This window comes from Delftia sp. WY8 (genome assembly GCF_018437695.1).
Taxonomy (GTDB): Bacteria; Pseudomonadota; Gammaproteobacteria; order Burkholderiales; family Burkholderiaceae_C; genus Comamonas; species Comamonas tsuruhatensis.
Genome location: NZ_CP049795.1, coordinates 1,866,616 through 1,889,799, shown reverse-complemented (window position 1 = coordinate 1,889,799; position 23,184 = coordinate 1,866,616). Strand labels below are relative to the sequence as shown.

Genomic DNA, 23,184 nt, shown 5'->3' with positions numbered 1-23,184 from the left:
GGTGCGTTCAGCTTCTTGTTCGGTGGAAGAAACGGTTCAGTCCGCGGGCGGGCGCGGCCTGATCGCCCGCATGGGCCTGGTGGTGGGTGGTGATCAGCAAGGTGGCGAGCTTGTCCACGGCCTGCACATAGGGCTCCCGCTGCAGGCGGCTGGGCAGCAGCTGGCCCTGGTTGACGGCCTGGGCCAGCTCCCGGCGGCGCTCGGGGATGGTGGCCAGCAGCGGCAGCTGCAGCTGCCTGGCGATCTGCTGGGCCTCCAGTTCGAGCTGGCTGTCGTGCCGGCTGACGATGAGGTGCATGCGTTCGCGCTCGATCTTTTGCTCGTCCAGCTGCCGCAGCAGTTCGGTGGTGGAGACCACGCTGGCCACGCTCTGGTCGCAGACCACCCAGACCTGGCTGGCGCGCAGCGCCACGCGCATGGCCAGGTGGGTGGGGACGACGGCGCCCAGGTCGGCAATCACGTGGCGGAAGTACTGGCGCAGGCGCAGCAGCAGGGCATCGACGTCGGCATACGAGACATCGCGCAGGCGGCTGGACTGGCGCGGCAGCGTGAGCATGCGCAGGCCGCTTTCGTGGCGTGACAGGCCGGTGGAGGCCAGGCGCCGGTCGAAGCGGCGCAGGTTGTTGACGGCCTCGATGAAGTCGAAGTCGCTTTGCGTTCCCATGTACAGGGAGCAGTCGCCGCTGGGATTGCCCAGGTCGATGAGCAGGCCGTCCAGCGTTTCGTTGCTGATTTCGCTGGCGCTGATTTCCTTGCCCTCGATCCGGCCGTGCAGGCGCTTTTGCAGATACCAGGCCAGGTGCGAGACCAGCAGGCTGCTGCCCAGGCCCGCGCGTGCGGACAGGATGGCCGTCAGCGGCGCGCTGGGCGCGCTGGACTGCGGTGCCGGCATGCGCTTGATCAGCTCGCGCACGGTCTGCAGCGCGGTCTGCACGGGCGCGTCCACGTCCAGGAAATCCTGCACGCCGGCACGCAGGGCGGCCAGCATGCACTGCGGGTACTTGGTGCGGCCCACGGCCACGCAGGGCAGGTGGGGGTGGGAGATGTGCAGCTGGGAGGCCAGATGGGCGGCCTCGTCGGTGGACAGCGGGTCGAAATGCACAAAGATGGCATGCGGCATGAAGCGCTGTACCTGCTCCGTGATGTTGTCCTGGAAGCGCGCCACGTGCAGCCGTGTGCCGTCCAGCATGCGCTGCATCCAGGACTGGGCCAGCGCGCTTTCGGGCGTGCCGGCATGGATGAACAGCAGCTCCATCTCCAGCACATCGTCGAGCGGCTGTGGCGGCTGGCGCAGCGCGGCAGTCGATGCAGCGGCGGACGCCGCTGCGGCATGGGGCGGCGCCATCCTGTCCGGTGGCGCCTTGTCCAGCAGCGCCTTGTCCAGCAGCGCTTTTTCCTGGGCCATCGCGTCGGTGGCGGGCTGCAGCTTGCCGGCCAGCGAGGTCGAGGAACGCAGACCCAGCAATGTCTCCAGCGAGGTGGGTGAGCCGATGGCCGGCGAGCCTGTGGCGTCCACAGGCGAATCGGTTGCGGTGGGCTTGCTTGTCATGTCGTCAGTACGAGAAACCGGGTACGGCGGTGTCTTGGTTCATTCCGCCGGCGAGGTAGGGCAGCCAGACCTTGCCGGCGTTGCGCTGCTCGGAGCGCGCGCCCGGCAGCAGGGCTTCGAGGTTGGTGCTGGCGGGCAGCGGGTGGACCAGGCGCGGGGTGACGATGATCACCAGCTCGGTCTCTTCCTGCGTGTAGTTGAGGTTCTTGAAGAAGGTGCCCAGGATGGGCAGGTCGCCCAGCACGGGCACCTTGCTGACGTTGGAGGTGGTGGCGCGGCTGACCAGCCCGCCGATGACGAAGCTCTCGCCATCGGCCAGCTCCACCGAGGTGTCCGCGCGGCGCGTGCGGATGGCGGGCACGGTGACGCCGCTGATGGTCACGCCGCTGTTGAAGTCCAGGTCGCTGGCCTCGGGCGAGACCTTCAGGGCGATGCGCTCGTCCGACAGGATGGTGGGCGTCAGCTGCAGCTTGATGCCGAATTCCTTGTACTGGATGGCAATGTTGCCGTCGCGCGCAGGCACGGGAATCGGCAGCTCGCCGCCGGCCAGGAAGCTGGCGTTCTGGCCGGTCTGTGCCAGCAGGGTCGGCCGGGCCAGCACGCGGGCCATGCCGTTGCCCTCGAGGATGCTCAGCTGCGTGACGATGCCGGCGCCGCTGAAGGCCTTGCCGAAGGTCATCACCAGGCTCATGGCGCTGGCAATGGCCGAGGAGGTGTTGTTGGACACGCTGCCCGATCCCGTGTTGCCCGAGCCCGTGCCGCCCGACCCGGTATTGCCCGTTCCCGTGCCCGTGCCGTTGGTATTGGTGCTGATGCTGCCGACCACGCCGGGGCTGAAGCTGCCGAAGCTGAAGCCCTGGTTGTTGCGCCCGCCGCTGTAGATATTGACGCCTACGCGCTTCATGGCGGATTTCTTGAACTCCACCACCTGCACGTCCACCTGCACGGTGTTGCTCCTGACATCGATCTGCGCGTTGTCCACCAGCGGCGTCTGGGCGGGCGCGCCCAGGCGCAGTTCGGCCACGGCCTGGGCATGCTCGGGGACCGAGGCCAGCCGCTTTTCCAGCAGCAGGTGCTGGCCTCTGACCTGAACCTCCCAGCGCTGGGGAACGCCGCCCTTGCGGGGCCACACCACCAAGCTGGTGCTGCCCTGGGCCTTGGGCGTGAGCAGCAGCTCGGTTCCGCCGGAGCCGGAGCCGGAGCCGGCACTGGCGCCGGAGCCCGGCGTGGCGCGCAGCAGTTTCACATCCAGCACATTGGGGTCGCCCACGGCGATGCGGACCGGGGCGTCGGCCAGCGCCATCAGGTGCTGGCGCCCGGCCACCAGCTGCAGGGATTCGCCAGAAAGCATGTCGCCGGCACCAGGGTTGGCCATGCCCTGGCCGGCAGCGGTGTCCGCTGGGGCAGACACCGCTGGCGTCAAGGCCAGCAAGGCCATGCTGCCGCACAGCGTCCAGACCGCCCTCTGCAGCGGCGTTGCCCCGGCCGTCGAGATGTTCTTGCACTTCATGGCATCTCCCTCTTGTTGTGTGTTGTCAGTAGTTCACCATCTGCACGGCCGCTCCGTTGTGCAGCTCCACCGTGCGTTCGCGCGGGGCCCGCTGCGGCTGCGGCCGCACGGCGGGCGCGAGGGCCGTCATGGGCTGCGCAGCCGGCTTGCGGATGTTCCTGGCGTCGGCGCCGGTGGCCAGGTCCTGCATGCGCAGGCCGGCGAAGGCGCGGTCTGCACCCTCCAGCGTCTGGTCCTTCCTGAGGCGGCCGGCCACCGGCTGCAGCGCGCCGGGCAGGGCGGCGAAGAGCTTGGGATCGGGCACGGACAGGTCGTCGGGGTTGCGCAGGGCCAGGGTGAGCTGGCCGAATTTCTCGGCCAGCGTGAGGCGCTCCACATCGTCCAGCGGCACGGCCAGCACGGCCGATTGCACGTTCTCCGGGCGCTGGCCTGCCTGATCGCCGGCGCTGGCGCGGCGCAGCGGCGAGCCTGACGACTCCTTGTCCTGCTGTGCCTGGCGCTGGGCCGCCGACAGGGGCGGGCGCTCGACGCTGCCGGCGCCATAGGCCAGCACGCGGCTGCGCGCCAGCAGCAGCCGGGTCTGCGCGTCCACGGGCGCCTGGTCGGACTTGCCGTCCAGCGTGAAGTAGACATCCACAAAATCACCGGGGCGCACATGGTGGCCTGCGGCCATCTGCTCCCGGATGGCAATCGCAACGGCCCGCTGGCCCGGCTCCAGTTGCAGCGCCAGGCCGCTGAGCAGTTGCTGCTCGAACAGCGGGGTGCCCGGTGTGAGCGGCATCAGCGTGGTGCGGCCCAGCACGTCGTCGGTTGCGGCAAAGCTGCCCGGCACGGGGGCAGGCAGCTGGGCCAGCTTCACATCGTCGCTGCCGATGCGCTGGCCTGCGGCAATGGCCTGGGCCACGACCACGACGGCGTGCAGCTGGGCCGGTTCGGGGGCCGGCTGCGACGAGGCCGCGGGGGCGGGGGCAGCCACGGGGCGTGCGGGCTGGCTGCCCAGCATCCAGGCAAGGCCCGCAAGCACGATGGCAAGCCCCACCAGCAGTCCGGCAAGAATCTTGGTGAGGTTCATGGCTGGGACTCCTGGTGCAAGTGCGTTGCGACGGTGTTCAGGGCCGGGGGCTGCCCTGGCGCTTTCCTGCCATGGCGGAGAAGCTCCTCCAGGGCAGGAAAGCGTCCAGGCAGCGCACGGCCATGGCGTGTGGCGGAGCCGGTCCATGGACGGCGTGGAGGCAGGCAGGTGACAGGCATGGGCATCTCCGGTTCAGACAAGTGGCTGGCTGTGGCGCCAGGCCAGGGCGATGGCCGCAATGGCCATGTAGCCGGCATAGGGGATGGAGCGCTGGGGCTGGCGCGGTCCATCGGTGGCGCCTGCGGGCCGGGGCGTCGCGCCCAGGGGCGCCAGGCGGGCCGTCCAGGACAGGGCGGCGCTGGACAGGGGCAGCCGTGCCTGCAGCCACAGCCCGGTGGGGCTGTCCCGAAGGTGGCGCAGCGACAGAACCAGTACACCGTGCAGGCCGGCCAGCAGGCTGCCGCCGGTCCAGATCAGCAGCAGGTCGAAGCCCCACCCGAACCACAGCCCCGCGACCGCGCCGAACTTGACGTCGCCCGCTCCCATCCAGCGCAGTGCATAGAAAGGAAGCAGTACGGCAAACCCCGCCAGCATGCCGGCCAGCGCGTTCCAGGCCGAGACCTGGAACGGCTGGGCCCCACTGGCCAGTGCGCCAGCGCCTGTGGCCAGGCCGAGCAGCACCATCCAGTTGCGCACGCGGCGGATGCGCAGATCCATGGCCGCAATCGTTGCGAGCCATGTGATGCAGACGCATAGCCATAGCGAGGTCGGCTCCATCTTCAGGGCGCAAGACCTGTGAGCTTGGTGGCCAACCGGTTGAACAGTCCGTTCAGATCGGTGCCCAGCGCGGTGGCGCCCACGACGATCCCCACGGCAATCAGCCCGGCAATCAGTCCGTACTCGATGGCGGTGGCGCCTTCCTCGTCTTTCCAGAAGTTCTTGATCGTTTCGGTCATGTCATGGTCCTTTCGGTTTGCAAGTTGCCTCGGGGCCGGTGGCCGGAATGGAGATCGCGCATCGGGCCGACCCCTTGCGGGCCCACTCGGATCGCGCCGGAGCCGGCGCTCAGGGCGTGAAGCCGGTGAGCTTGGTGGCGATCCGTGTGAACAGGCCGTTCAGATTGGTGCCCAGCGCAGTGGCGCCCACCACGATCCCCACGGCGATGAGGCCGGCGATCAAGCCGTACTCGATGGCGGTGGCGCCTTCCTCGTCTTTCCAGAAGTTCTTGATGATGTCGGTCATGGCATCGTCCTTTCGGTTGCAAAAGCCCATCGTTGTCGATGGCAGCGGCTGGCGATGGGCCCAAGCCGGCCGCTGCACGGGAACCCCTGCTTCCCACTTCACCACTGCTGTCGCGCGGCGGTGGTTTGAAAAGCGTCTGAAACGGGGCGCAACTGCTGCTCAAGGCGCAGCTGGATTCGTTGGGGCATGGCGCTGGCGGACAGGGTGGCCACGGCAGCGTCCATGGGGTCGGGGCGGGTGCGCGAGGGGGCCTGGCCGGGAGCCATGCCGGGCACCGTGCCGGGCGAGGGGTCCGGCGTACCGCCACCTGCTGGAATGGGTTTTTGCGTGCTGAACAGCGCGTTCAGCCATTGGTCGGGCGGGTCCTGCGGCAGCAGGCGGCCGGTGGTGCGCGCCAGGCGCAGTTCGTTGATGCGCTGGTCGTAGATGGCGTCGGCCTCGTCCAGCAGCAGGCGCTGCATGTCCAGCTGGGCGTCCAGCACCTGGGCCAGGCTGCCGCGGCCGACTTCGAGCAGGCGCCGGCGGCCCTCGAAGGCGGCGCGCGCCTCGCGCACGGCGTCGGCCAGCTGGCTTTCGCGCTGGCGGCCGGACTGGGTGCGGCCCCAGGCGGCGGAGGCGGTCTCGCGCACCTGGCGGCGCACGGTTTCCTGTTGCGCTTCCTGGGCCTGCAGTTCGTTGATGGCCTTGAGGATGCGGTCGCGCAGCTCGAAGCCGTTGCCGAAGTTCCAGCTCAGCTCCACGCCGTAGCGCGTGCCCTCGGCATAGAGCACGCCGCTGGGGTCGCGCGTGTGGGCCACCACGGCGGCCAGGGTGGGAAAGCGCTGGGATTTGCTGCGGTCGACTTCGGCGCGGGCCTTCTCGATCTGCTGCTGCATTTCCTGCAGCTCGGGGCTGACGGCTTCGGACGCCTGCAGGGCCGAGTCTTCGCTGGCCGGCATCCATTGCTCGGGCACATTGAGCTGGGGCAGCCAGCCGGCCTGGGGCGTGAAGCCGAAGTAGCGCGTGAAGCGGGCCAGCGCATCCATGCGCTGCGACTCCAGCGCATGCTGCTGGGCCAGGGCGCCGGCCTGGCGCGAGGCGGCCTGGCGCAGGTCGTTGCGGCCCACGGCGCCCAGTTCGGCGCGGCGCTCCTCGATGCGCGCGAGCTGGCCGATGATGCGTGCCGACTCGGCCGCCACGCGCGCCTTGTCCTCGAAGCGGTGCAGCTCCAGCAGGGCGGTCAGTGCCTCCAGCAGCACGTTCTGGCGCGTGCCGTAGAGCACGCTGCCCTGGGCTGCCTCCTGCGATTCGGCCGAGCGGATGCCCGCGCCGATGGCTCCGCCATCGAGCAGGGCCATGCGCACTTCGGCATTGACGGCGGTGTACGACTCGCGGCCCCGGCGGAGCTTGGCATCGCCCGTGTTGGTGCCCACCTTGAAGGTGGGCCAGCGCGCGCCGCGCGCGGTGTTCACGTCATGCCCGGCCGATTCCAGCGCGGCGCGCGCCTTGCGCACGTCGGGGTATTCGTCGAGCAGGGCGTAGAGGGCATCGAGCAGGCGGCGCTGCCCGCTGTCGCTGGCCAGGGTGCCGGGCGTGAGCTGCTGGGCCAGGCGCAGGACCACGGCGTCGGGTACCGGGACGGATGCGGGTTCGGGTGAAGGTGCGGGTGCGTGAGCGTGAGCGGATTCCGCCGTGCCCGCCGCAGCCGTGGTGGCCAGGTCCGGTTCCTCGGCCGCCATGGGCGCGGCCTCAGCCTGCAGCGCCTGCAGGGCCGATACGCAGCAGGCAGCGGCCAGCAGCTGGCGCAGCCGGGCGTGCCAGCCTGTGGTGGGAGTGGACGGGCGGCCTTGCATCAGGGCTCCCGGAAGGCTTCGCTCTGGATGCGCAGCACGGGCCGCAGCAAGTACCAGATAAAGGGTTCGTGGCCCAGCAGCAGGTCGAGCTCGGCCTGCATGCCGGTGGTGATGCGGTTGTCGGTGCGGCCCACCCAGGGCTGCTCCAGGCTGGCCTGGATGCGGAAGTACGAGGGCGAGTCGGCCAGGTTGGGGTCGCGGTCGGCATCGGCAGCCACCAGGGTGACCTGGCCGGGCACCGAGCCGTAGCGCAGGAAATCGTAGGCCGAGATCTTCACCCGGGTGGGCTGGCCGGTGCGCACGTAGCCACGGTCGGCGGGGCTCAGGCGTGCTTCGACGATGACCTCGTCCTTGTCGGGCACGACTTCGAGGATGGGCTCGCCGGGCTTGACCACCCAGCCTGCACCCGAGCTGCGCAGTCCCTTGACGAAGCCGCTGGTGGGCGCCAGCACGGCGGTGCGCGTGCGCTGGGTCCGGGCGCGCACCAGGTCTTCGTTGAGGCTGGCCAGCTCGCGTTCGGTCTGGGCCAGTTCGTCGGAGGCGCGGCGGCGGAAGGCGCCCTGGGTCTCCTGCAGCTTGGCCTGGGCCTGCTCGATCTTGGCGCGGTTGCTGAACAGCGTCTGGCGCGATGCCGCCAGCTCGGCGCGGACCTGCTCCAGCGCCCGCTGCTTGTCCAGCACTTCCAGCTGGCCGATCAACTGTTCGGCGGCGAGCTGCCCGGCAATGGAGGCTTCCTGCTGGTGCAGGCGCAGATTGGTCTCCAGCCCCTCGATGCGGGCCTGGACCTGGGCCACGTCGCCGCGCGCCTGCTGCAGCTGGGCCTGGGCCGCGGCAATGCTGCCCTGGTGTTCCAGCGCGCGGGCCGAGAAGGCGCCCAGCTCGGCCTGGACCACCTGCGGGTCCAGGTCGGCCGGGAAACTGGTGCGCTGCAGCGGCCTGCCCTGGCTTTCCGCGCCCAGCCGTACCTTGACCGCCTGGGCCGTGGCCATGCGCGCCGTGAGCTGCTCGAGGTTGAGGCTGTTGCTGCCCAGGTCGATTTCCAGCAGCGGCTGGCCCTGGGTCACGGCCTGGCCTTCGCGCACATGGACGGCGGTGACGATGCCGCCTTCCAGATGCTGCACGGTCTGCACGCGGTCGGAAGGGATGACCTGGCCGCTGGCGACCACCACGTTCTCCACCGGATAGAACAGGCCGGTGACCACCAGGGCGGCGACGGGAATGACGAGCAGCCATTTGCCCCGCGCCAGGGCGGTGCGGCCAGGGGTGGGGGGCGTTGTGCCGGACGCGTCCGCAGGCGGCTGGCCGTGCACGGCCGCCTGCGCTTCGCTCGACTGGCGCAGCACCAGGGGGAGGTCGTCGTAGCGCCCGGCCCTCATGAGGCAAGCTCCTGCGCCACGGCGGGGTGGTCGGCATGCGGGGCCGGGTCGGCCGGCGTTGCGGGGGCTGCGGACGCTGCGGGTGCTGGGGGAGCCGCAGGCTCGCGCGCCGAGCCGAACAGCTGGGGCAGCAGCAGCTGGGGCGAGCCATGCTCGATGCCGCCGTCGCCGCGCACATGGTAGAGATGCTGGGCCATGGAGGCCACGCGCAGCGAGTGCGTGACGACGATGACCGTGTGCTTGAGCGCAATCTGCCGCAGCGTCTGCAGCAGCGCGGTTTCGCTCTCGAAGTCCAGGTCGTTGCTGGGCTCGTCCAGGATCAGCACCGAGGGGTTGCGCAGGAACAGCTGGGCCAGGGCCAGCTTGCGCAGCTCGCCGGCCGACAGGCCCGCGCCGCCTTCGCCCAGCACGGTCTGGTAGCCCTGGGGCAGGCGGCTGATGAAGCCGTGCGCACCCGAGATCTGGCAGGCGGTCACGATCTTGTGGTCGTCGGCATCGGGGTTGACCATGCGCAGCCCGTCCACGATGGGGCCGCTGAACCAGTACACCTGCTGCGCCAGGCAGCCTATCCAGCGGCCCAGTTCGGCGCGCGGGAACTGGGCCATGTCGTATTCATCGATGAAGATGCGCCCCTGCGTGGGCTGGTAGAGGCCGGCCAGCAGCTTGGCCAGGGTGGACTTGCCGGCGCCGTTGCGCCCCACGATGGCGTGCAGCCCGCCGGGGCCGATCTCCAGCGATGCCTGCTCCAGCGCCACATGGCCGCCCGGGTAGTGGAAGCTTGCCTGGTCCAGGCGCAGCCGGCCCTGGGGCCGGGGCAGGTCCACGGTGTCGGTCATGGCCTCGACGGGTTCCTCCAGCACGGCCTGCAGGCGGCGTGCGGCCTCGTTGGCATGGGCCAGCGAGCGCCAGTTGCTGGCCAGTTGCGAGATGGGGCCCAGCGCCTTGCCCGACAGCAGGTTCACGGCCATCAGGCTGCCGATGCTCATCCACTGCGCATTGATGGCAATGGCGCCCACGGTGATCACGGCAATGGAGAACAGCGTCAGCAGCACGGTGCTGGCCTCGCGTGCGTTTTCCATCTCGCCGTTCTTGCCGAAGCTCTCGGCCAGCCAGCGGTCATAGCCGTTTTGCCAGTTCTGGCGCGCGGCGGCGTCGTAGCCCAGCACCTTCAGCGTGGCGCGGGCGTTGCAGACTTCGGCCGTGCCCCGGTCCAGCATGCGGGCCTGGGCGATTTCCTCCACGCGGCCGCTGCGCACCTCGTCGGCCCACCACCAGGCCAGCACGCCCATGATGAGCATGGCCACCAGGATCACCGGCAGCACGGGCCAGGCAATGATGCCGATGACCACCAGGGCCAGCAGGGCCATGGGCAGGTCCAGCAGCGAGGTCGCCAGGCCCCCGGACATGCCCGAGCGCATGGCGCTCACGTCGCGGAACAGCTGCAGCCACTGGCTGGAAGAGCGCTGCTCCAGCGCGGCCAGCGGGTGGCGCAGCATGGAATGCATCAGCGCCTGGGAGACATCGCGGTCGATCATGGCGCCGGCTTCGCGCAGGGCGCGGGCGCGCCGGCGGCGCAGCCACCATTCCAGGCCCAGGAAGCACAGCACGCCGGCCACCATGGCCGTGAGCGTGGCCGTGCCGCCGCGTGCAATGACGCGGTTGTAGACCTGCAGCAGGAAGATGGATGGCAACAGGCCCAGCACACTGATGGGCAGGGACAGCCACGCGGCACGGCGCAGCTGGTGAGCGGCCCGGTCGAAGGACTCGGCGATGGCAGTTGCAAAAGCCCCCACCGTCTCCGTTCCCGACGGCATCGCCGTGGCCTTGGCCAACTGGCGGGGAAGAAGGTATCGGATCATGTTCTGATGGGCTTAGTAAACGTCTTTACAAAATGTAAAGGCGCTCGTTTCCCAAATACTGTAGCGAGTTATATACAGTCCTCTATAAGTTTTATTCAATCAATAATGCATGTTCATTTGATTTTGATGTGGATCAAAGCGGATGGCGGGGCTGGATGCTATTAGGTGGGCCCCGTGTCCACTGAAACTGTCTCGTATGGCATCTGCGGCCAGGGCCAGATTGGTAGTGGCGCGGCCTGCCAACAAAACCGTGTCGCCTTTATGGGTTGTACGAAGAAGTGAACAGATCAATTGATTGAGATCGTCATACCAATTGACGTGCAGAAGATCTGCCAGTGCCGCCGCCAGCTGCCGCAGCGGCTCGCCGTACAGCAGCACGCGCCGGGCCTGGGCCGCGCGCACCAGCGGCTCCAGCGCCAGCTGTGCAGTGTCCATGCTGACCTGGCCCGGCTGTATGCCGGCCAGCACGATCAGCCTGCGGCTGACATGGGGGGCGTGCTCCTGCAGCTGGGAAAAAGCAGCATGCATGGACAGTAAGTGGTTGCTCAGGCTGTGGTCCAGCAGGCAGATTCCACTGGGCAGCAGCTGCGGCTGGCCGGCGCCGATCAGCGGCCGCCAGTGCGCGAGCGAGGCCTGGACCTGTGCAGGCGCATAGCCCAGCGCATGCATGGCGGCCAGCGCGGCCTGAGCATTGCGGGCCATGTGGTGGCCATCCGATTGCAGGGAAATCCCGAGGCGCCGGTTGTCTATGCTTATTTGCAGATTTCCATTGTGAAACCCCATTTCACGGACCTGCGCATTGGAATGCGGACCGAAGGTGATGAGACGCATTCCTATGCGTTGGGCATTCTCAATAATGCACGGGTTTTCACCTATGTCTTGTTCGATCACCAATGCACTGCCTTTGTGCATGTGCTGCATGGCTTCCACGACTTCCTGCAGCGCCTCGTATTTGCGGCAGGCGGACAGACCGGCCGGTCCGCACTGCTCGGAATCACCAGTACTGGGGATGTCATTAATTGAAAGATTAGTAATAACCAGAATGTCCGGATCAATCAGCGGCAGATCTCCACGCAGTGCCTGCAATGGCAACTCCAGCAGGGCGCAGGGCGCTGCCTCGCTCCAGTTGATCATCTGCAGCGCCGTGCCCTGGGACAGCAGGGCGTCGCCCCGTGCATCGCCGCCGTCCTGCAGGCATTGGCGCAGCATGCCCAGGGTGGATGTCTTGCCCACGCAGCCGCTGACCGCGATCACGGGCGCCTGGATGCGGCGCCGGGCGGCCTGCGCCAGGCTGCGCAACCCTTCCTGTATGTCGGGCACATGCAGCACGGGCACGCCATGGTGCAGCAGGCCCTGCGGGCTGCTGCTGATCAGGGCCGAGGCCCGCAGCGTGGGCAGCGCGGCGGCCTGCACGCCCAGGGCCATGCCGGCACGCCGCACCAGCACGGCGGCGCCGGGCTGATGGTGCAGGCGGCTGGCGTCCAGCCCCGCGCAGCAGGTGCCGGTACCTCTGCCTTGCGTTGACGGGGCATCCAGCCAGCGTCCGTTCATCAGCTCGGCCAGTGCATGGCCTTCCCAGGACATGGACGGGTACAGGGTCCCGGCCGCGGGCGAGAAAGCCGGCCGGCCCGCGGCCTCGCCGTCGCGCGCCCCCGGCAAGCAGGCCCTGGCAGGGCTGCCGTCCGCATCCGGGCCATTGCCGGCCTGCGCAGGCACGGCCTCGCCTTCGCCTTCGCCTTCGGTTTCGTGCTCCGGTTCGGTTTCGGCCACTGCGTGGCTGGCAGCCGAGCGCAGTGCCTGGGCCAGCGCGTCCAGCAGCTCCAGGCCGGCCAGGCTGGATGCCAGCAGCCAGGCGATTTCGCGCGGGGACTGCAGCACCTGGCGCAGGCTGGCGTCGGCAAAGGCGGCATGGCGGCGCCGGGCGGGCGGCAGGTACAGCGCCTGTTCCGGCCAGATGGCGCGCTGGGCCAGGGCCTGCAGATGGCGCTGCAGGCCGATCTGCCACTGGCGCAGCAGGTCCGTGGGCTGTGGCTCCAGGCCAGCGTCGAGCTGCAGGCTTTCGACCAGTGCAATGCCTATCCAGCGAGCGCAGGGGTCGTCGGCCTGCCCGCCAGGGCGGTCATCGGGGCTGCCGGGCATGCGCAGCAGCGGCGGCAGCGCGGCCTGCAGGAAGGCGGCGGGCAGGACGGCCGTCTCGGGCAGGGCGCTGCGCGCCGCACGCAGCGTGGGGCTGTCGCTGGTGGGCGGGCGGGAGCTGGCATAGGCATGCATGGCCAGTTCGGCCCAGCTCAGCAGGGGCTGGCCGCTGCGGGATGCATCGGCGTGGGCCGCAGCCTCGGCCTTGGTGGCGCTGGCCGACGCGGCCGCGGTGGACAGCAGGCTTTCCGCCAGCGGGTCCATCAGCGCCGGAATGCGGGCGCGGGCCTGGCTGTCGGCCCCCGGCCCCAGCACAAAACTGTTGCGCAGGTGGCGGGCCAGCACCAGCATGGCCAGCGCGCCGGACAGGCAGTCGCCGGGCAGCGGCTGCAGCCGCTGCTCCACGTGGCCCATGGCCAGCGCAATGGCCTGCGCCAGTGCGGCGCTGCCCGCATGGCGCTGGGCCTGCAGCAGGGCGTAGGTCACGCCCAGGTGGTCGCACACGTCTTCGCAACCGGGCCAGCTCCCTTCCTTGCCCTGTTGCGCCAGCAGCTGCTGGACCGCGGCGTGCACGGGCACGAGGTGTGGCCACAGGCGCTGCTGCGGCGGGTCGGTTCGCGGCACGGCCAAGGCGGGATGCTCACCGCTGATGTACATGCCGCGCAGGTGCAGCAGCAGGCAGGGGGGATGCAGGGGGCGTGGGAGGGGGGGCTCATCGTCGGGTGCGTCGGCAGCCCCACCCTGGGGCGGATCGGGCAGCAAGGGGTGCAGCAACTGCGCGCGCTCCAGGCTGGCATCGGCCAGGGCAAGGGAGCGCAGGGGCATCTCGGTCCAGGCACGGCAATCGGGCAGGGGACTGTCCGCCTCCAGGGGTGTGATGTCCTGGACCCAGTCGATGCGCAGATCGACCTCATCGCGCTTGCGGGCCCAGGCCCACTGGCGCACGCGGGTCGCCCCCTCGCGCCAGGCGGCCTCCAGCGTGGTGGCGCGTACATGGAAGACGGAGGCGGCCTTGTTCTCGGCCGCCACCGTGAAGAAAAGAATGCAGCCGGGGTAGGGCTCGGGCAGCAACACCATGTGCCGTGCCAGGTACTCCAGGCCATTTGCCAATTGCTGCGACAACATGCTCTCGGCCTCGGTCAAGGTCAGTGGGAGGCTGCGCTTCCCGTGGGGACGGGACGCCGGGCTGCGGTGCGCTGACCGCGTACGGATCTGTTCTTTCATGGCGGCCCGGCGGCAGGCGAGTGCGGAGCGCGGCGGCTCAGCGGTAGTCGAATTCCACGCGCCGGTTGCGCTGGTGGGCGTCTTCGCTCGTGCCTTCGTCGGCCAGCCGCTCCTTGCCGTAGCTGACGGACTCCACGCGGGCCGGATTCACTCCCAGCAGCTGCAGGCTGTTGCGCACCGCGTCGGCACGTTTTTGGCCGAGCGCCAGGTTGTATTCGATGCCGCCGCGCCTGTCCGTATGGCCGCGCAGCATCACCGAGCGGCCGGGATTGCTGCGCAGCCACTGCGCATGGCTTTCCACGATGGCCCGGTCGCTGCTGCGGATGGTGTAGGCGTCAAAGTCGAAGTAGACGATGTGGGCGACATTGGCGGGACCGCGCTGGTCGGCCTGGCTCGTGGCCACCACGGGTGCGACGCCGGAGCTGGCCGGCGCAGGCGCCGGGGCCTTGCCGAAGGCGTAGTGGTGTTCGGAACGCTGCGTGCTGGTGGTGGCGGTGGAACCGCAGGCGGCCAGGCCTGCGGCCAGCAGCACGATGGTGCACAGCCTGAGAGTGTGTGACATGGAAAATCTCCTGGGACGTGCGCCGCCACCGCGAGGCGGCGGCGCAGGGAAGGAATGCGGCGCCCGCAGGCGCCGCTGCAGCTCACAGCAGGGCGTTGTGGTGCAACTGCTGCGTCAACACGCTGGCTGCTGCATCGGCCGTGCTGCTGGCATGGCTGCTGATGGAGGTGGCAATCGGATCCAGCTCGGCCGCAGAGGCCGTTGCCGCTTGCGAAGTGCCGCCCAGAAGGCCACCGAGCAGTCCGCCACCGGACGATCCCCCCAGCAGCCCGCCCAGCAGGCCGCCGCCACTGCTGCCGCCACCCAGCAGTCCGCTGACGATGCCGTTGTCGCCGACGACCGTGTTGACCACACCGCTGACGATGCCGTTGTCGCCGGCCACGGTGTCGAGCACGCCGCTGACGATGCCGTTGTCGCCGGCCACCGTGTCCAGCACGCCGCTGACGACGCCGTTGTCACCGGCCACGGTCTCCAGCAGGCCGCCGACCAGGCCGGTGCCGCCCGTGAGGCCACCCAGCAGGCCGCCGTCGCCGCCGAGCAGGCCGCCAACGATGCCGTTGTCGCCGGCCACGGTGTCGAGCAGGCCGCCGACCAGTCCGGTGTCGCCCGTGAGGCCGCCCAGCAGGCCACCGTCGCCGCCGAGCAGGCCGCCAACGATGCCGTTGTCGCCGGCCACGGTCTCCAGCAGGCCGCCGACCAGGCCGGTGCCGCCCGTGAGGCCGCCCAGCAGGCCACCGTCGCCGCCGAGCAGGCCGCCAACGATGCCGTTGTCGCCGGCCACGGTGTCGAGCAGGCCGCCGACCAGGCCGGTGCCGCCCGTGAGGCCGCCCAGCAGGCCACCGTCGCCGCCGAGCAGGCCGCCAACGATGCCGTTGTCGCCGGCCACGGTGTCGAGCAGGCCGCCGACCAGGCCGGTGTCGCCCGTGAGGCCGCCCAGCAGGCCACCGTCGCCGCCGAGCAGGCCGCCAACGATGCCGTTGTCGCCAGCCACGGTGTCGAGCAGGCCGCCGACCAGTCCGGTGTCGCCCGTGAGGCCGCCCAGCAGGCCACCGTCGCCGCCGACCACGCCGCCAACCACGCCGCCCAGTAGGCCGTCGCCTCCCGTCAGACCGGCCAGCACGCCGTTGACGGTGCCGATCACCGGCTGCAGTGCCTGGCCCGGGACCTGCGTCAGGCCGTTGGCCAGGTCCGTCACCACGCCCAGCGGGCCGCCGTTCACCTGGGTCACGCCTTCGACCAGGCCCGTGACCACGGACAGGGCGCCGGTGCCGGGGTTGATCACCGCATCCAGCACCTGGCCCACAGGCGCTCCGGCCGTGCCGCCGAGCAGGTCATCGACGGTGTTCTGCACCGTGGTGACCAGGCCTTCGCCGCTGCCTGTGCCGCCACCCGGAACCAGGCCGCCCAGCAGCCCGCCGACCAAGCCGTCCTCGCCGAGCACGCCACCCAGCAAGCCGCCGTCACCGCCGAGCAAGCCACCGACCAAGCCGTCGTCGCCAAGGACGCCGCCCAGCAGGCCGCCGTCACCGCCGAGCAGGCCGCCGACCAGGCCGTCATCGCCAAGGACGCCACCCAGCAAGCCGCCGTCACCGCCGAGCAAGCCACCGACCAGGCCGTCGTCGCCAAGCACGCCGCCCAGCAGGCCGCCGTCACCGCCGAGCAAGCCGCCGACCAGGCCGTCGTCGCCAAGGACGCCACCCAGCAGGCCGCCGTCACCGCCGAGCAAGCCACCGACCAGGCCGTCGTCGCCAAGCACGCCACCCAGCAAGCCGCCGTCACCGCCCAGCAGGCCACCGACCAGGCCGTCGTCGCCGAGCACGCCGCCCAGCAGGCCGCCGTCACCGCCGACCACGCCGCCCAGCAGGCCGTCGCCTCCCGTCAGACCGGCCAGCACGCCATTGACGGTGCCGATCACCGGCTGCAGTGCCTGGCCCGGGACCTGCGTGAGGCCGTTGGCCAGGTCCGTCACCACACCCAGCGGACCGCCGTTGACCTGGGTCACGCCTTCCACCAGACCCGTGACCACGGACAGGGCGCCGGTGCCGGGGTCGATCAGCGCATCCAGTACCTGGCCCACAGGCGCTCCGGCCGTGCCGCCGAGCAGGTCGCCAACGGTGTTCTGCACCGTGGTGACAAGGCCGTCGCCGCTGCCTGTGCCGCCGCCCGGAACCAGGCCGCCCAGCAGGCCGCCGACCAGGCCGTCTTCGCCAAGCACGCCACCCAGCAGGCCGCCGTCACCGCCGAGCAGGCCGCCGACCAGGCCGTCGTCGCCAAGGACGCCACCCAGCAGGCCACCGTCACCGCCCAGCAAGCCGCCGACCAGGCCATCGTCGCCAAGGACGCCGCCCAGCAGGCCACTGTCACCGCCCAGCAGGCCGCTGACCAGCTCGCCGATGCCGCCTTCACCCAGGCCGCTGCCCAGGCCGGCAATCAGGCCGTTGAGGGTTCCGATCACGGGCTGCAGTGCCTGGCCATCGACCTGGGTCAGGCCATTGACCAGTTCGGTCAGCACGCCCAGGGGGCCGCCGTCCACGCTGGTCAGGCCTTCCAGCAGGCCGGTGACGACCGAGGCCGTTCCATCGGTGGGATTGGCCAGCGCGTCCAGCAGTTGGCCCACAGGGGCTGCGACGGTGCCGCCGAGCAGGCCGTCCACCACGTCCTGGACCGTGGTGACCAGGCCGTCACCGCTGCCGCCTCCCGTGCCGCCCGGGATCAGGCCGCCCAGCAGGCCGTCGACCAGTTCACCGATGCCGCCTTCACCCAGGCCGCTGCCCAGGCCGGCAATCAGGCCGTTGAGGGTGCCGATCACCGGCTGCAGGGCCTGGCCGTCCACCTGGGTCAGGCCGTTGACCAGTTCGGTCAGCACGCCCAGGGGGCCACCGTCCACGCTGGTCAGGCCTTCCAGCAGGCCGGTGACGACCGAGGCCGTTCCATCGGTGGGATTGGCCAGCGCGTCCAGCAGTTGGCCCACAGGGGCTGCGACGGTGCCGCCGAGCAGGCCGTCCACCACGTCCTGGACCGTGGTGACCAGGCCTTCTCCCGTGCCGCCACCCGTGCCGCCGCCGGGCACCAATCCACCCAGCAGGCTGCCGACCAGTCCGCCGAGCCCATCTTCGTCCAGGCCGTTGCCCAGGCCGGCAATCAGCTCGTTGAGCGTGCCGATCACCGGGGCCAGGCCTTCGCCGTCCACCTGGGTGAGGCCGTTGACCAGTTCGGTCAGCACACCCAGGGGGCCGCCCTCGACATTGGTCAGGTTCTCCAGCGCGCCGGTCACGGTGGACAGCAGTCCGTCCGTGGGATTGGCCAGGGCGTCCAGCAACTGGCCCACAGGCGCTGCCACCGTGCCGCCCAGCAGGCCGTCCACGACGTCCTGCACGGACGTGACCACCCCGCTGTCAGGCGTGCCGGGCGGGTTGCCCGTTCCGCCGCCCACCAGGCCGCCCAGCAGGCCACCCACGCCGGCGAGCAGGCCGCCCAGCGCACCGTCTTCGTCGAGCAGGCCGCCGAGCACGTTGTCCACTACCGTGCCGATGGAGCCGCCGGAGCCCGCTTCATCCAGGCCCTTGAGCAGCTCATTGAGCGTGCTGATCAGGGGCTCCAGGCCCTGGTTCTGGATGTTGACCAGGCCGTCCACCAGCTCGGTGAGCACGCCCAGCGGCCCGCCATTGGTGCTGGTCAGGCTCTCCAGCAGGCCTGTCACCCCGGACAGCGTGCCGCTGCCGGGATTGACCAGCGTATCGATCAGGTTGCCCACCGGGCCGGCGACCGTGCCACCGGACAGCGCACCCACCACGTCCTGCACGGAGGTGATCAGGCCGTGGCCGTCCGTGGGATCCGTCGGATTGGTGGGGTCCGTGGGATTGGTCGGATTGGTCGGGTTCGTCGGGTCCGTGGGATTGGTGGGGTTGGTCGGGTTGGTGGGATCCGTGGGGTTGGTCGGATTGGTGGGGTTCGTAGGATTGGTCGGGTTCGTGGGATCCGTGGGGTTGGTCGGATTGGTGGGGTTCGTAGGGTTGGTCGGGTTCGTGGGATCCGTGGGGTTGGTCGGATTGGTCGGATTCGTGGGGTTGGTCGGGTTCGTGGGATCCGTGGGATTGGTCGGATTGGTCGGATTCGTGGGGTTGGTCGGGTTCGTGGGATCCGTGGGGTTGGTCGGATTGGTCGGGTTCGTGGGGTTGGTCGGGTTCGTGGGATCCGTGGGGTTGGTCGGATTGGTCGGGTTCGTAGGATTGGTCGGGTTCGTGGGATCCGTGGGATTGGTCGGATTGGTGGGGTTCGTAGGATTGGTGGGGTTCGTAGGGTTCGTAGGGTTCGTCGGATCCGTGGGATTCGTAGGATTCGTAGGATTCGTCGGGTTGGTGGGATCCGTCGGATTGGTCGGGTTGGTCGGGTTCGTGGGATTGGTCGGATTCGTGGGATCCGTGGGGTTGGTCGGATTCGTGGGATCGGTCGGCACCGGGGGGGCTGGGTCGTCGTCGTCGTTGCTGGCTGCGGCGATCAGGCCCACGCCGCCCGCGCCGATCAGGCCGGCCAGCAGGAAGTCGCTGAGCACGGAGCCGCCGGCTGCGGCTGCGGCGCTTTCCTTGGTCACGATCAGGCCCACGGCGTCACCGTCACTGGCGGGCGCCACCTGGACGTTGCCAGATGCCAGGTCCAGCACCATGGCGCCTGCGCCATCACCCTCGCGCTGGGCCAGCGTGGCCTGGGTGCCGCCCTCGAAGGTGCCGACCAGGGTCTGGCCGTCCTTGCCCTGGAACAGCGCCTTGGCGCTGCCATCGGCGGGCACGATGATCTTGTCGCCGACCTGCAGGGCACTGCCCGGCTGGGCCATCAGGGTTTCCCCATTGCGCACGATCTGCACGCCCGGGCTGACCTGGGACAGCGTGGCGGGAGGCGTGCCCCGGGGCATGACCGCTGCGGCTGCGCCGGGCTGCATGTTCGACGTATTGAGCTGCGCAAGCACAACGCTGGAGGGCTGCGGGTCACCGAACTGCACGGGGCTGACGGTGGTGTTGCCGGTGGGCTGCATCGATTGGGCGGTCATTTACTCTCTCCAGACAAGGGTTGAGACGACAAGGTCAGACGGTGGCTTGGAAGCCGTGAAAAATCTGTCGAGCCCTTTTGTGCAACATGCATGCCACGTGCACGCTGCAGGTCCGGATGGCCTAGGAATCATCCTAAGATATTGATTTGTATGGATTTATCTATTGATCACAATGTCTCATCAAGGGTCTGTTACGGCACACGTTACGTAACGCTGCCGGGTCTGCTCCGTTACTCGGGCGCCGGTGCCGCGCCATGTTTCATGGCCCTTGACTCGCGGGCCCATGCAGCGGGGCAAGATGGCTTTCGCCTATAAAATCGCTGGCTTTTGGCTGCAGGCGTGTATCGGCGCATGCAGTAAGCCCAAAAGCGAACAGGCCCGTCTTCCAACTTTCATTGCGTAGAGAGCGCCCATATGCTGATTTCGTCCAGAGTTCCGTCGCGAGTGCCGGGTCGTACCTATTTGCGGATAGCCCGGCCCGTGGCCATTGCCGCCTTCAGTCTGGGGGCGGCTTTGTGCGGGGCGTTTGCCCATGCATCGCAGGAGGCGGTGGACGAGGTCTCACGGCTGCTGGAGCAGGGCAAGGCGCCCCAGGCCGCCAAGCAGGCCGAGGCCTACCTCAAGCAAAACCCGGCCGATGTGCAGATGCGCTTTCTGCAGGGCGTGATCGCCGCGGAGCAGCGCCAGAACGCCCAGGCCATCAAGATCTTCACGGCGTTGACCCGTGACTACCCCAGCCTGCCCGAGCCCTACAACAACCTGGCCGTGCTGTACGCTGCCGAAGGCCAGGAACGCAAGGCCTCGGAAGTGCTGGAGCAGGCCATTCGCACCAACCCCAGCTACGCCACGGCGCATGAGAACCTGGGCGACCTGTATGCGCGCATGGCCAGCGATGCCTATGCCAAGGCCTTGCAGCTGGACGGATCGCGCCAGGCCATCCAGCCCAAGCTGGCCCTGATCACGCAGATCTTCCCCAAGCAAGGTGGCGCCCAGGGCAAGACGGTCCAGGCTGCAGCTGCCTCGACCAAGGTCGCCGATGCCAAGGCGGCCGATGCCAAGGCCCGCGAATCCGACGCCAAGCTGGCCGAGGCCCGCGCCGCCGAGACCAAGGCGGCAGAGGCCAAGGCCGCCGAATTCAAGGCCGCTGAAGTGAAGGCCGCCGATGCCAAGGCAGCGCAGGCCAAGGCCGCAGAAGCCAAGGCGGCGGAAGCCAAGGCCGCAGAGGCCAAGGCAGCGGAGGCCAAGCTGGCCCAGGCCAAGGCAGCGGAAGCCAAGGCCGCCGAGACCAGGCTGGCCCAGGAGAAGGCTGCCCAGGCCGCACAGGACAAGGCGCGCGCTGCCGAGGAAGCCAGGCAGGCTGCGGCCAAGGCCGCCGCCGTGACCACCACCGCTGCGGCCCCTGCCGCCGCCGCTGTGGCCGCCGCCGAGCCCGCCAAGGCAGCGCCTGCCGTCGACGAGAAGAAGGCGGCCCAGTCGGCCGCAGCGCAGGAAGTGGAGGCCGCCGTCAAGGCCTGGTCCACCGCCTGGGCCGGACAGGACATGGACCGCTACCTGGACGCCTACAGCGACCACTTCTCCCCGGCCGATGGCAGCAGCCTGGCCAAGTGGAAGGAACAGCGCCGCCAGCGCATTGTCGGACGCACCACCATCGTCGTCACCGTGCGCGACCTCAAGGTGACGGTGGACGGCGACAAGGCCACGGCCCAGTTCCGCCAGTACTACGCATCGGGCGCGCTCAAGACCACGACCCGCAAGACCCTGCGCATGCAGCGCGAAAAGGGACAATGGCGCATCACCCACGAAGGAACCGGTTCCTGATGCCTGAAAGAGCGCGCCCCCTGGCACGGTCATCCGCCGGCTTGCTGCGCCTGCATGCGCGGGCCGCCGGCGTGGCCGTGCTGCTGGCCGCTCTGTCCACGATGTCGTTCGGCACGGCGGCCTACGCCAAGCCGGCCAAGGCCTCCAAGACGGCATCCGCCAAGCCCGCAACGGGCAAGACCAGCAAGACCGGCAAGGCCGGCGCAGCCAGGCTGCGCTCGGCGTCGGGCAAGACGGCCGTGGCCGCTGCTGCGGTGGCGGCCACGGCAGGCGGCGCTGCTGCCACGGCAGGCCAGGCCAAGGCGGCGGCCGGCTCGCAAAGCCAGGCGGAGGCCCGCCTGCTGGCCATCATCCGCCAGGTGGAGCAGCGGGATCTGGATGGCGCCCTGAAGGCGGCCGCCGATCTCACCGCCGAAGTCCCCAATTTCCGCGCAGCCCAGCTGGTGTATGCAGACCTGCTGCGCTTCAAGACCGGCCGTGCCGGCGAGGTGCTGGCGGGCACGCCCGTGGCTGCGTCCGCCGCCCCCAGCCATCCGGGCCAGGGCGTGCTGGTGCGGCACAACCTGTCCGTGGGCAGCGTCACACGGCTCGAGGGTCCGGCCAGTCCCGCGCAGGCCCAGCTGCAGGATCTGCAAAACGAACTCAAGCGCCGCCTGCAGGCGGACAGCGGCGCGCCGCCTGCGGGTTCCGTTCCCGGCGAGTTTTTGATGCTGGGCGCATCCGTGCGGCATGCCATTGCCATCGACGCCAGCAAGTCGCGGCTGTACCTGTTCGCCCATGAGGCAGGCGGGCTGCGGCTGCTGGGGGACTTCTATGTCTCCGTGGGCAAGCTGGGCACCGACAAATGGCAGGAAGGCGACCAGCGCACGCCGCTGGGCATCTACTTCGTGGGCCGCCACATCCCCGGGCCCCGTCTGCCGGAGTTCTATGGCAAGGGTGCGCTCACGGTGAACTTTCCCAATGACTGGGACAAGGCCGTGGGCCGCTCGGGCAGCGGCATCTGGCTGCATGGCTCGCCGCCCGACCAGTTCTCGCGGGCGCCCGAGGCCAGCGATGGCTGCCTGGTGCTGGCCAACCCCGATCTCACCTTGCTCATGCAGACCGTGGACCGGCAGACGCCGGTGCTGATCCGCGAAAAGCTGCAATGGGTGGCCCCCAAGGCCCAGGCCCAGCAGAAGGCGGCAGACGCCTTCGTGCGCGTCATCGACGACTGGAAGAGCGCCTGGAACGGTGCGGACCCGCGCAAGCTGGCCGCCCTCTACGCGCCCGACCTGCTGCAGTCGCCGGCCTCGCGCACATCACAGGAGCGGCTGGCCGCCTACCTCAACCGCCCCGGCGTGACGCTGCAGGACCTGTCCATCTATTCCTGGAAGGACGCCAAGGGCGAGATCCGCGTGGTCAACCTGCGCGCCAGCAGCAAGTCCTTTGCCGAAGGCCTGCCGCTGCGCCAGTACTGGCGCAAGACGGGCGGGCGCTGGCAGCTTTTCTCCGAGGACGTGATGGGCTGAGCCCGGCGCAGCTCAGGTGTTCTCGTTGTGGCGGTTGCTGTCGAAGCGGCGCTCCGCATCGAACAGGTGCTGTATCAGCACATGCGAGGTCATGTTCACGCCGATGCCGCCAATCATGGCCGGCAGCAGGTACAGCGCCGTGGACAGCTCGGAGACGAAGAGGGTGTTGTCGGACAGCGAAGGCGTCGCCTTGGCCGCCGAGGCCAGGCTTTGCAGCAGGTAGACATCCACCCCCGCCATGGCCACCAGGGCCAGCCCGAACAGCAGCACCGTGGTGCGCGAGATGCTGCGCTTGGCCAGCAGGGCGGCGTAGATGGCGCAGGGAAGAACGACCGAGAAAACCACCAGGCTCCAGAATCTGGCTTCGGTGAAGACGGTGGTGCTGATGCGCAGGGCATTCATCGGTGCGGTCTTTCGGTGCGGTCCTTCGGTACCTGTGGGTTCCTGCGGTT

At 69.5% G+C, this 23,184-nt stretch carries 15 protein-coding genes; 2 read left to right on the top strand and 13 right to left on the bottom strand.

Going from position 1 to position 23,184, the window contains the following annotated elements; genetic code table 11:
• Nucleotides 1-7 precede the first annotated feature (7 nt).
• The 12 genes from G4D77_RS08640 to G4D77_RS08585 all read right to left on the bottom strand — a co-directional run bounded on the left by G4D77_RS08640 (nt 8) and on the right by G4D77_RS08585 (nt 19,406).
• Entirely contained in the window at nt 8-1,549 is a 1,542-nt protein-coding gene (locus G4D77_RS08640) for a P-loop NTPase family protein (RefSeq protein WP_016450675.1), read from the bottom strand.
• A gap of 4 nt (nt 1,550-1,553) precedes the next feature.
• Nucleotides 1,554-3,059 (bottom strand): type II and III secretion system protein family protein, encoded by a 1,506-nt coding sequence (locus G4D77_RS08635; protein ID WP_154835192.1) that lies wholly within the window; start codon nt 3,057-3,059, stop codon nt 1,554-1,556.
• Between the two features lie 25 nt (nt 3,060-3,084).
• Entirely contained in the window at nt 3,085-4,131 is a 1,047-nt protein-coding gene (gene cpaB, locus G4D77_RS08630; protein WP_212646766.1) for a Flp pilus assembly protein CpaB, read from the bottom strand.
• Between the two features lie 192 nt (nt 4,132-4,323).
• Nucleotides 4,324-4,908, bottom strand: coding sequence for an A24 family peptidase (locus G4D77_RS08625; protein ID WP_080649882.1), 585 nt, complete (start codon nt 4,906-4,908; stop codon nt 4,324-4,326).
• 2 nt (nt 4,909-4,910) lie between these two features.
• Nucleotides 4,911-5,087 carry a Flp family type IVb pilin gene (locus G4D77_RS08620; RefSeq protein ID WP_016454539.1) on the bottom strand — a complete coding sequence of 59 codons (177 nt, stop codon included), beginning with the start codon at nt 5,085-5,087 and terminating at the stop codon, nt 4,911-4,913.
• A gap of 109 nt (nt 5,088-5,196) precedes the next feature.
• Entirely contained in the window at nt 5,197-5,373 is a 177-nt protein-coding gene (locus G4D77_RS08615) for a Flp family type IVb pilin (RefSeq protein WP_016450680.1), read from the bottom strand.
• 98 nt (nt 5,374-5,471) lie between these two features.
• Nucleotides 5,472-7,205: a TolC family protein gene (locus G4D77_RS08610; protein ID WP_154835188.1), complete on the bottom strand. Its 1,734-nt coding sequence runs from the start codon at nt 7,203-7,205 to the stop codon at nt 5,472-5,474.
• Nucleotides 7,205-8,581 carry an HlyD family type I secretion periplasmic adaptor subunit gene (locus tag G4D77_RS08605; protein ID WP_154835186.1) on the bottom strand — a complete coding sequence of 459 codons (1,377 nt, stop codon included), beginning with the start codon at nt 8,579-8,581 and terminating at the stop codon, nt 7,205-7,207. Before G4D77_RS08605 ends, G4D77_RS08610 begins: the two co-directional genes overlap by 1 nt.
• Complete coding sequence (locus G4D77_RS08600; protein WP_154835184.1) at nt 8,578-10,440, bottom strand: peptidase domain-containing ABC transporter; 1,863 nt, start codon at nt 10,438-10,440, stop codon at nt 8,578-8,580. Before G4D77_RS08600 ends, G4D77_RS08605 begins: the two co-directional genes overlap by 4 nt.
• Before the next feature lie 99 nt (nt 10,441-10,539).
• The gene (locus tag G4D77_RS08595; protein ID WP_154835182.1) at nt 10,540-13,701 is read right to left on the bottom strand and encodes a UDP-N-acetylmuramoyl-tripeptide--D-alanyl-D-alanine ligase; all 3,162 of its coding nucleotides are present in this window, start codon (nt 13,699-13,701) and stop codon (nt 10,540-10,542) included.
• Between the two features lie 136 nt (nt 13,702-13,837).
• Nucleotides 13,838-14,362, bottom strand: a complete 525-nt coding sequence (locus G4D77_RS08590) for an OmpA family protein (protein WP_016450685.1) — start codon at nt 14,360-14,362, stop codon at nt 13,838-13,840.
• Nucleotides 14,363-14,444: 82 nt separating this feature from the next.
• On the bottom strand, nt 14,445-19,406 hold the full coding sequence (locus G4D77_RS08585) for a hypothetical protein (protein WP_154835180.1): 4,962 nt from the start codon (nt 19,404-19,406) through the stop codon (nt 14,445-14,447).
• A 480-nt stretch (nt 19,407-19,886) separates the two neighbouring features.
• Here G4D77_RS08585 and G4D77_RS08580 point away from each other — a divergent pair, with 480 nt between their 5' ends.
• Both G4D77_RS08580 and G4D77_RS08575 read left to right on the top strand, forming a co-directional pair.
• Nucleotides 19,887-21,224, top strand: coding sequence for a L,D-transpeptidase Cds6 family protein (locus tag G4D77_RS08580; protein WP_227740817.1), 1,338 nt, complete (start codon nt 19,887-19,889; stop codon nt 21,222-21,224).
• Complete coding sequence (locus G4D77_RS08575; protein ID WP_154835176.1) at nt 21,224-22,732, top strand: L,D-transpeptidase family protein; 1,509 nt, start codon at nt 21,224-21,226, stop codon at nt 22,730-22,732. Before G4D77_RS08580 ends, G4D77_RS08575 begins: the two co-directional genes overlap by 1 nt.
• A gap of 12 nt (nt 22,733-22,744) precedes the next feature.
• On the opposite strand, the gene G4D77_RS08570 is transcribed toward G4D77_RS08575, so the two are convergent.
• Entirely contained in the window at nt 22,745-23,134 is a 390-nt protein-coding gene (locus G4D77_RS08570) for a hypothetical protein (RefSeq protein WP_016449810.1), read from the bottom strand.
• Nucleotides 23,135-23,184: the final 50 nt, after the last annotated feature.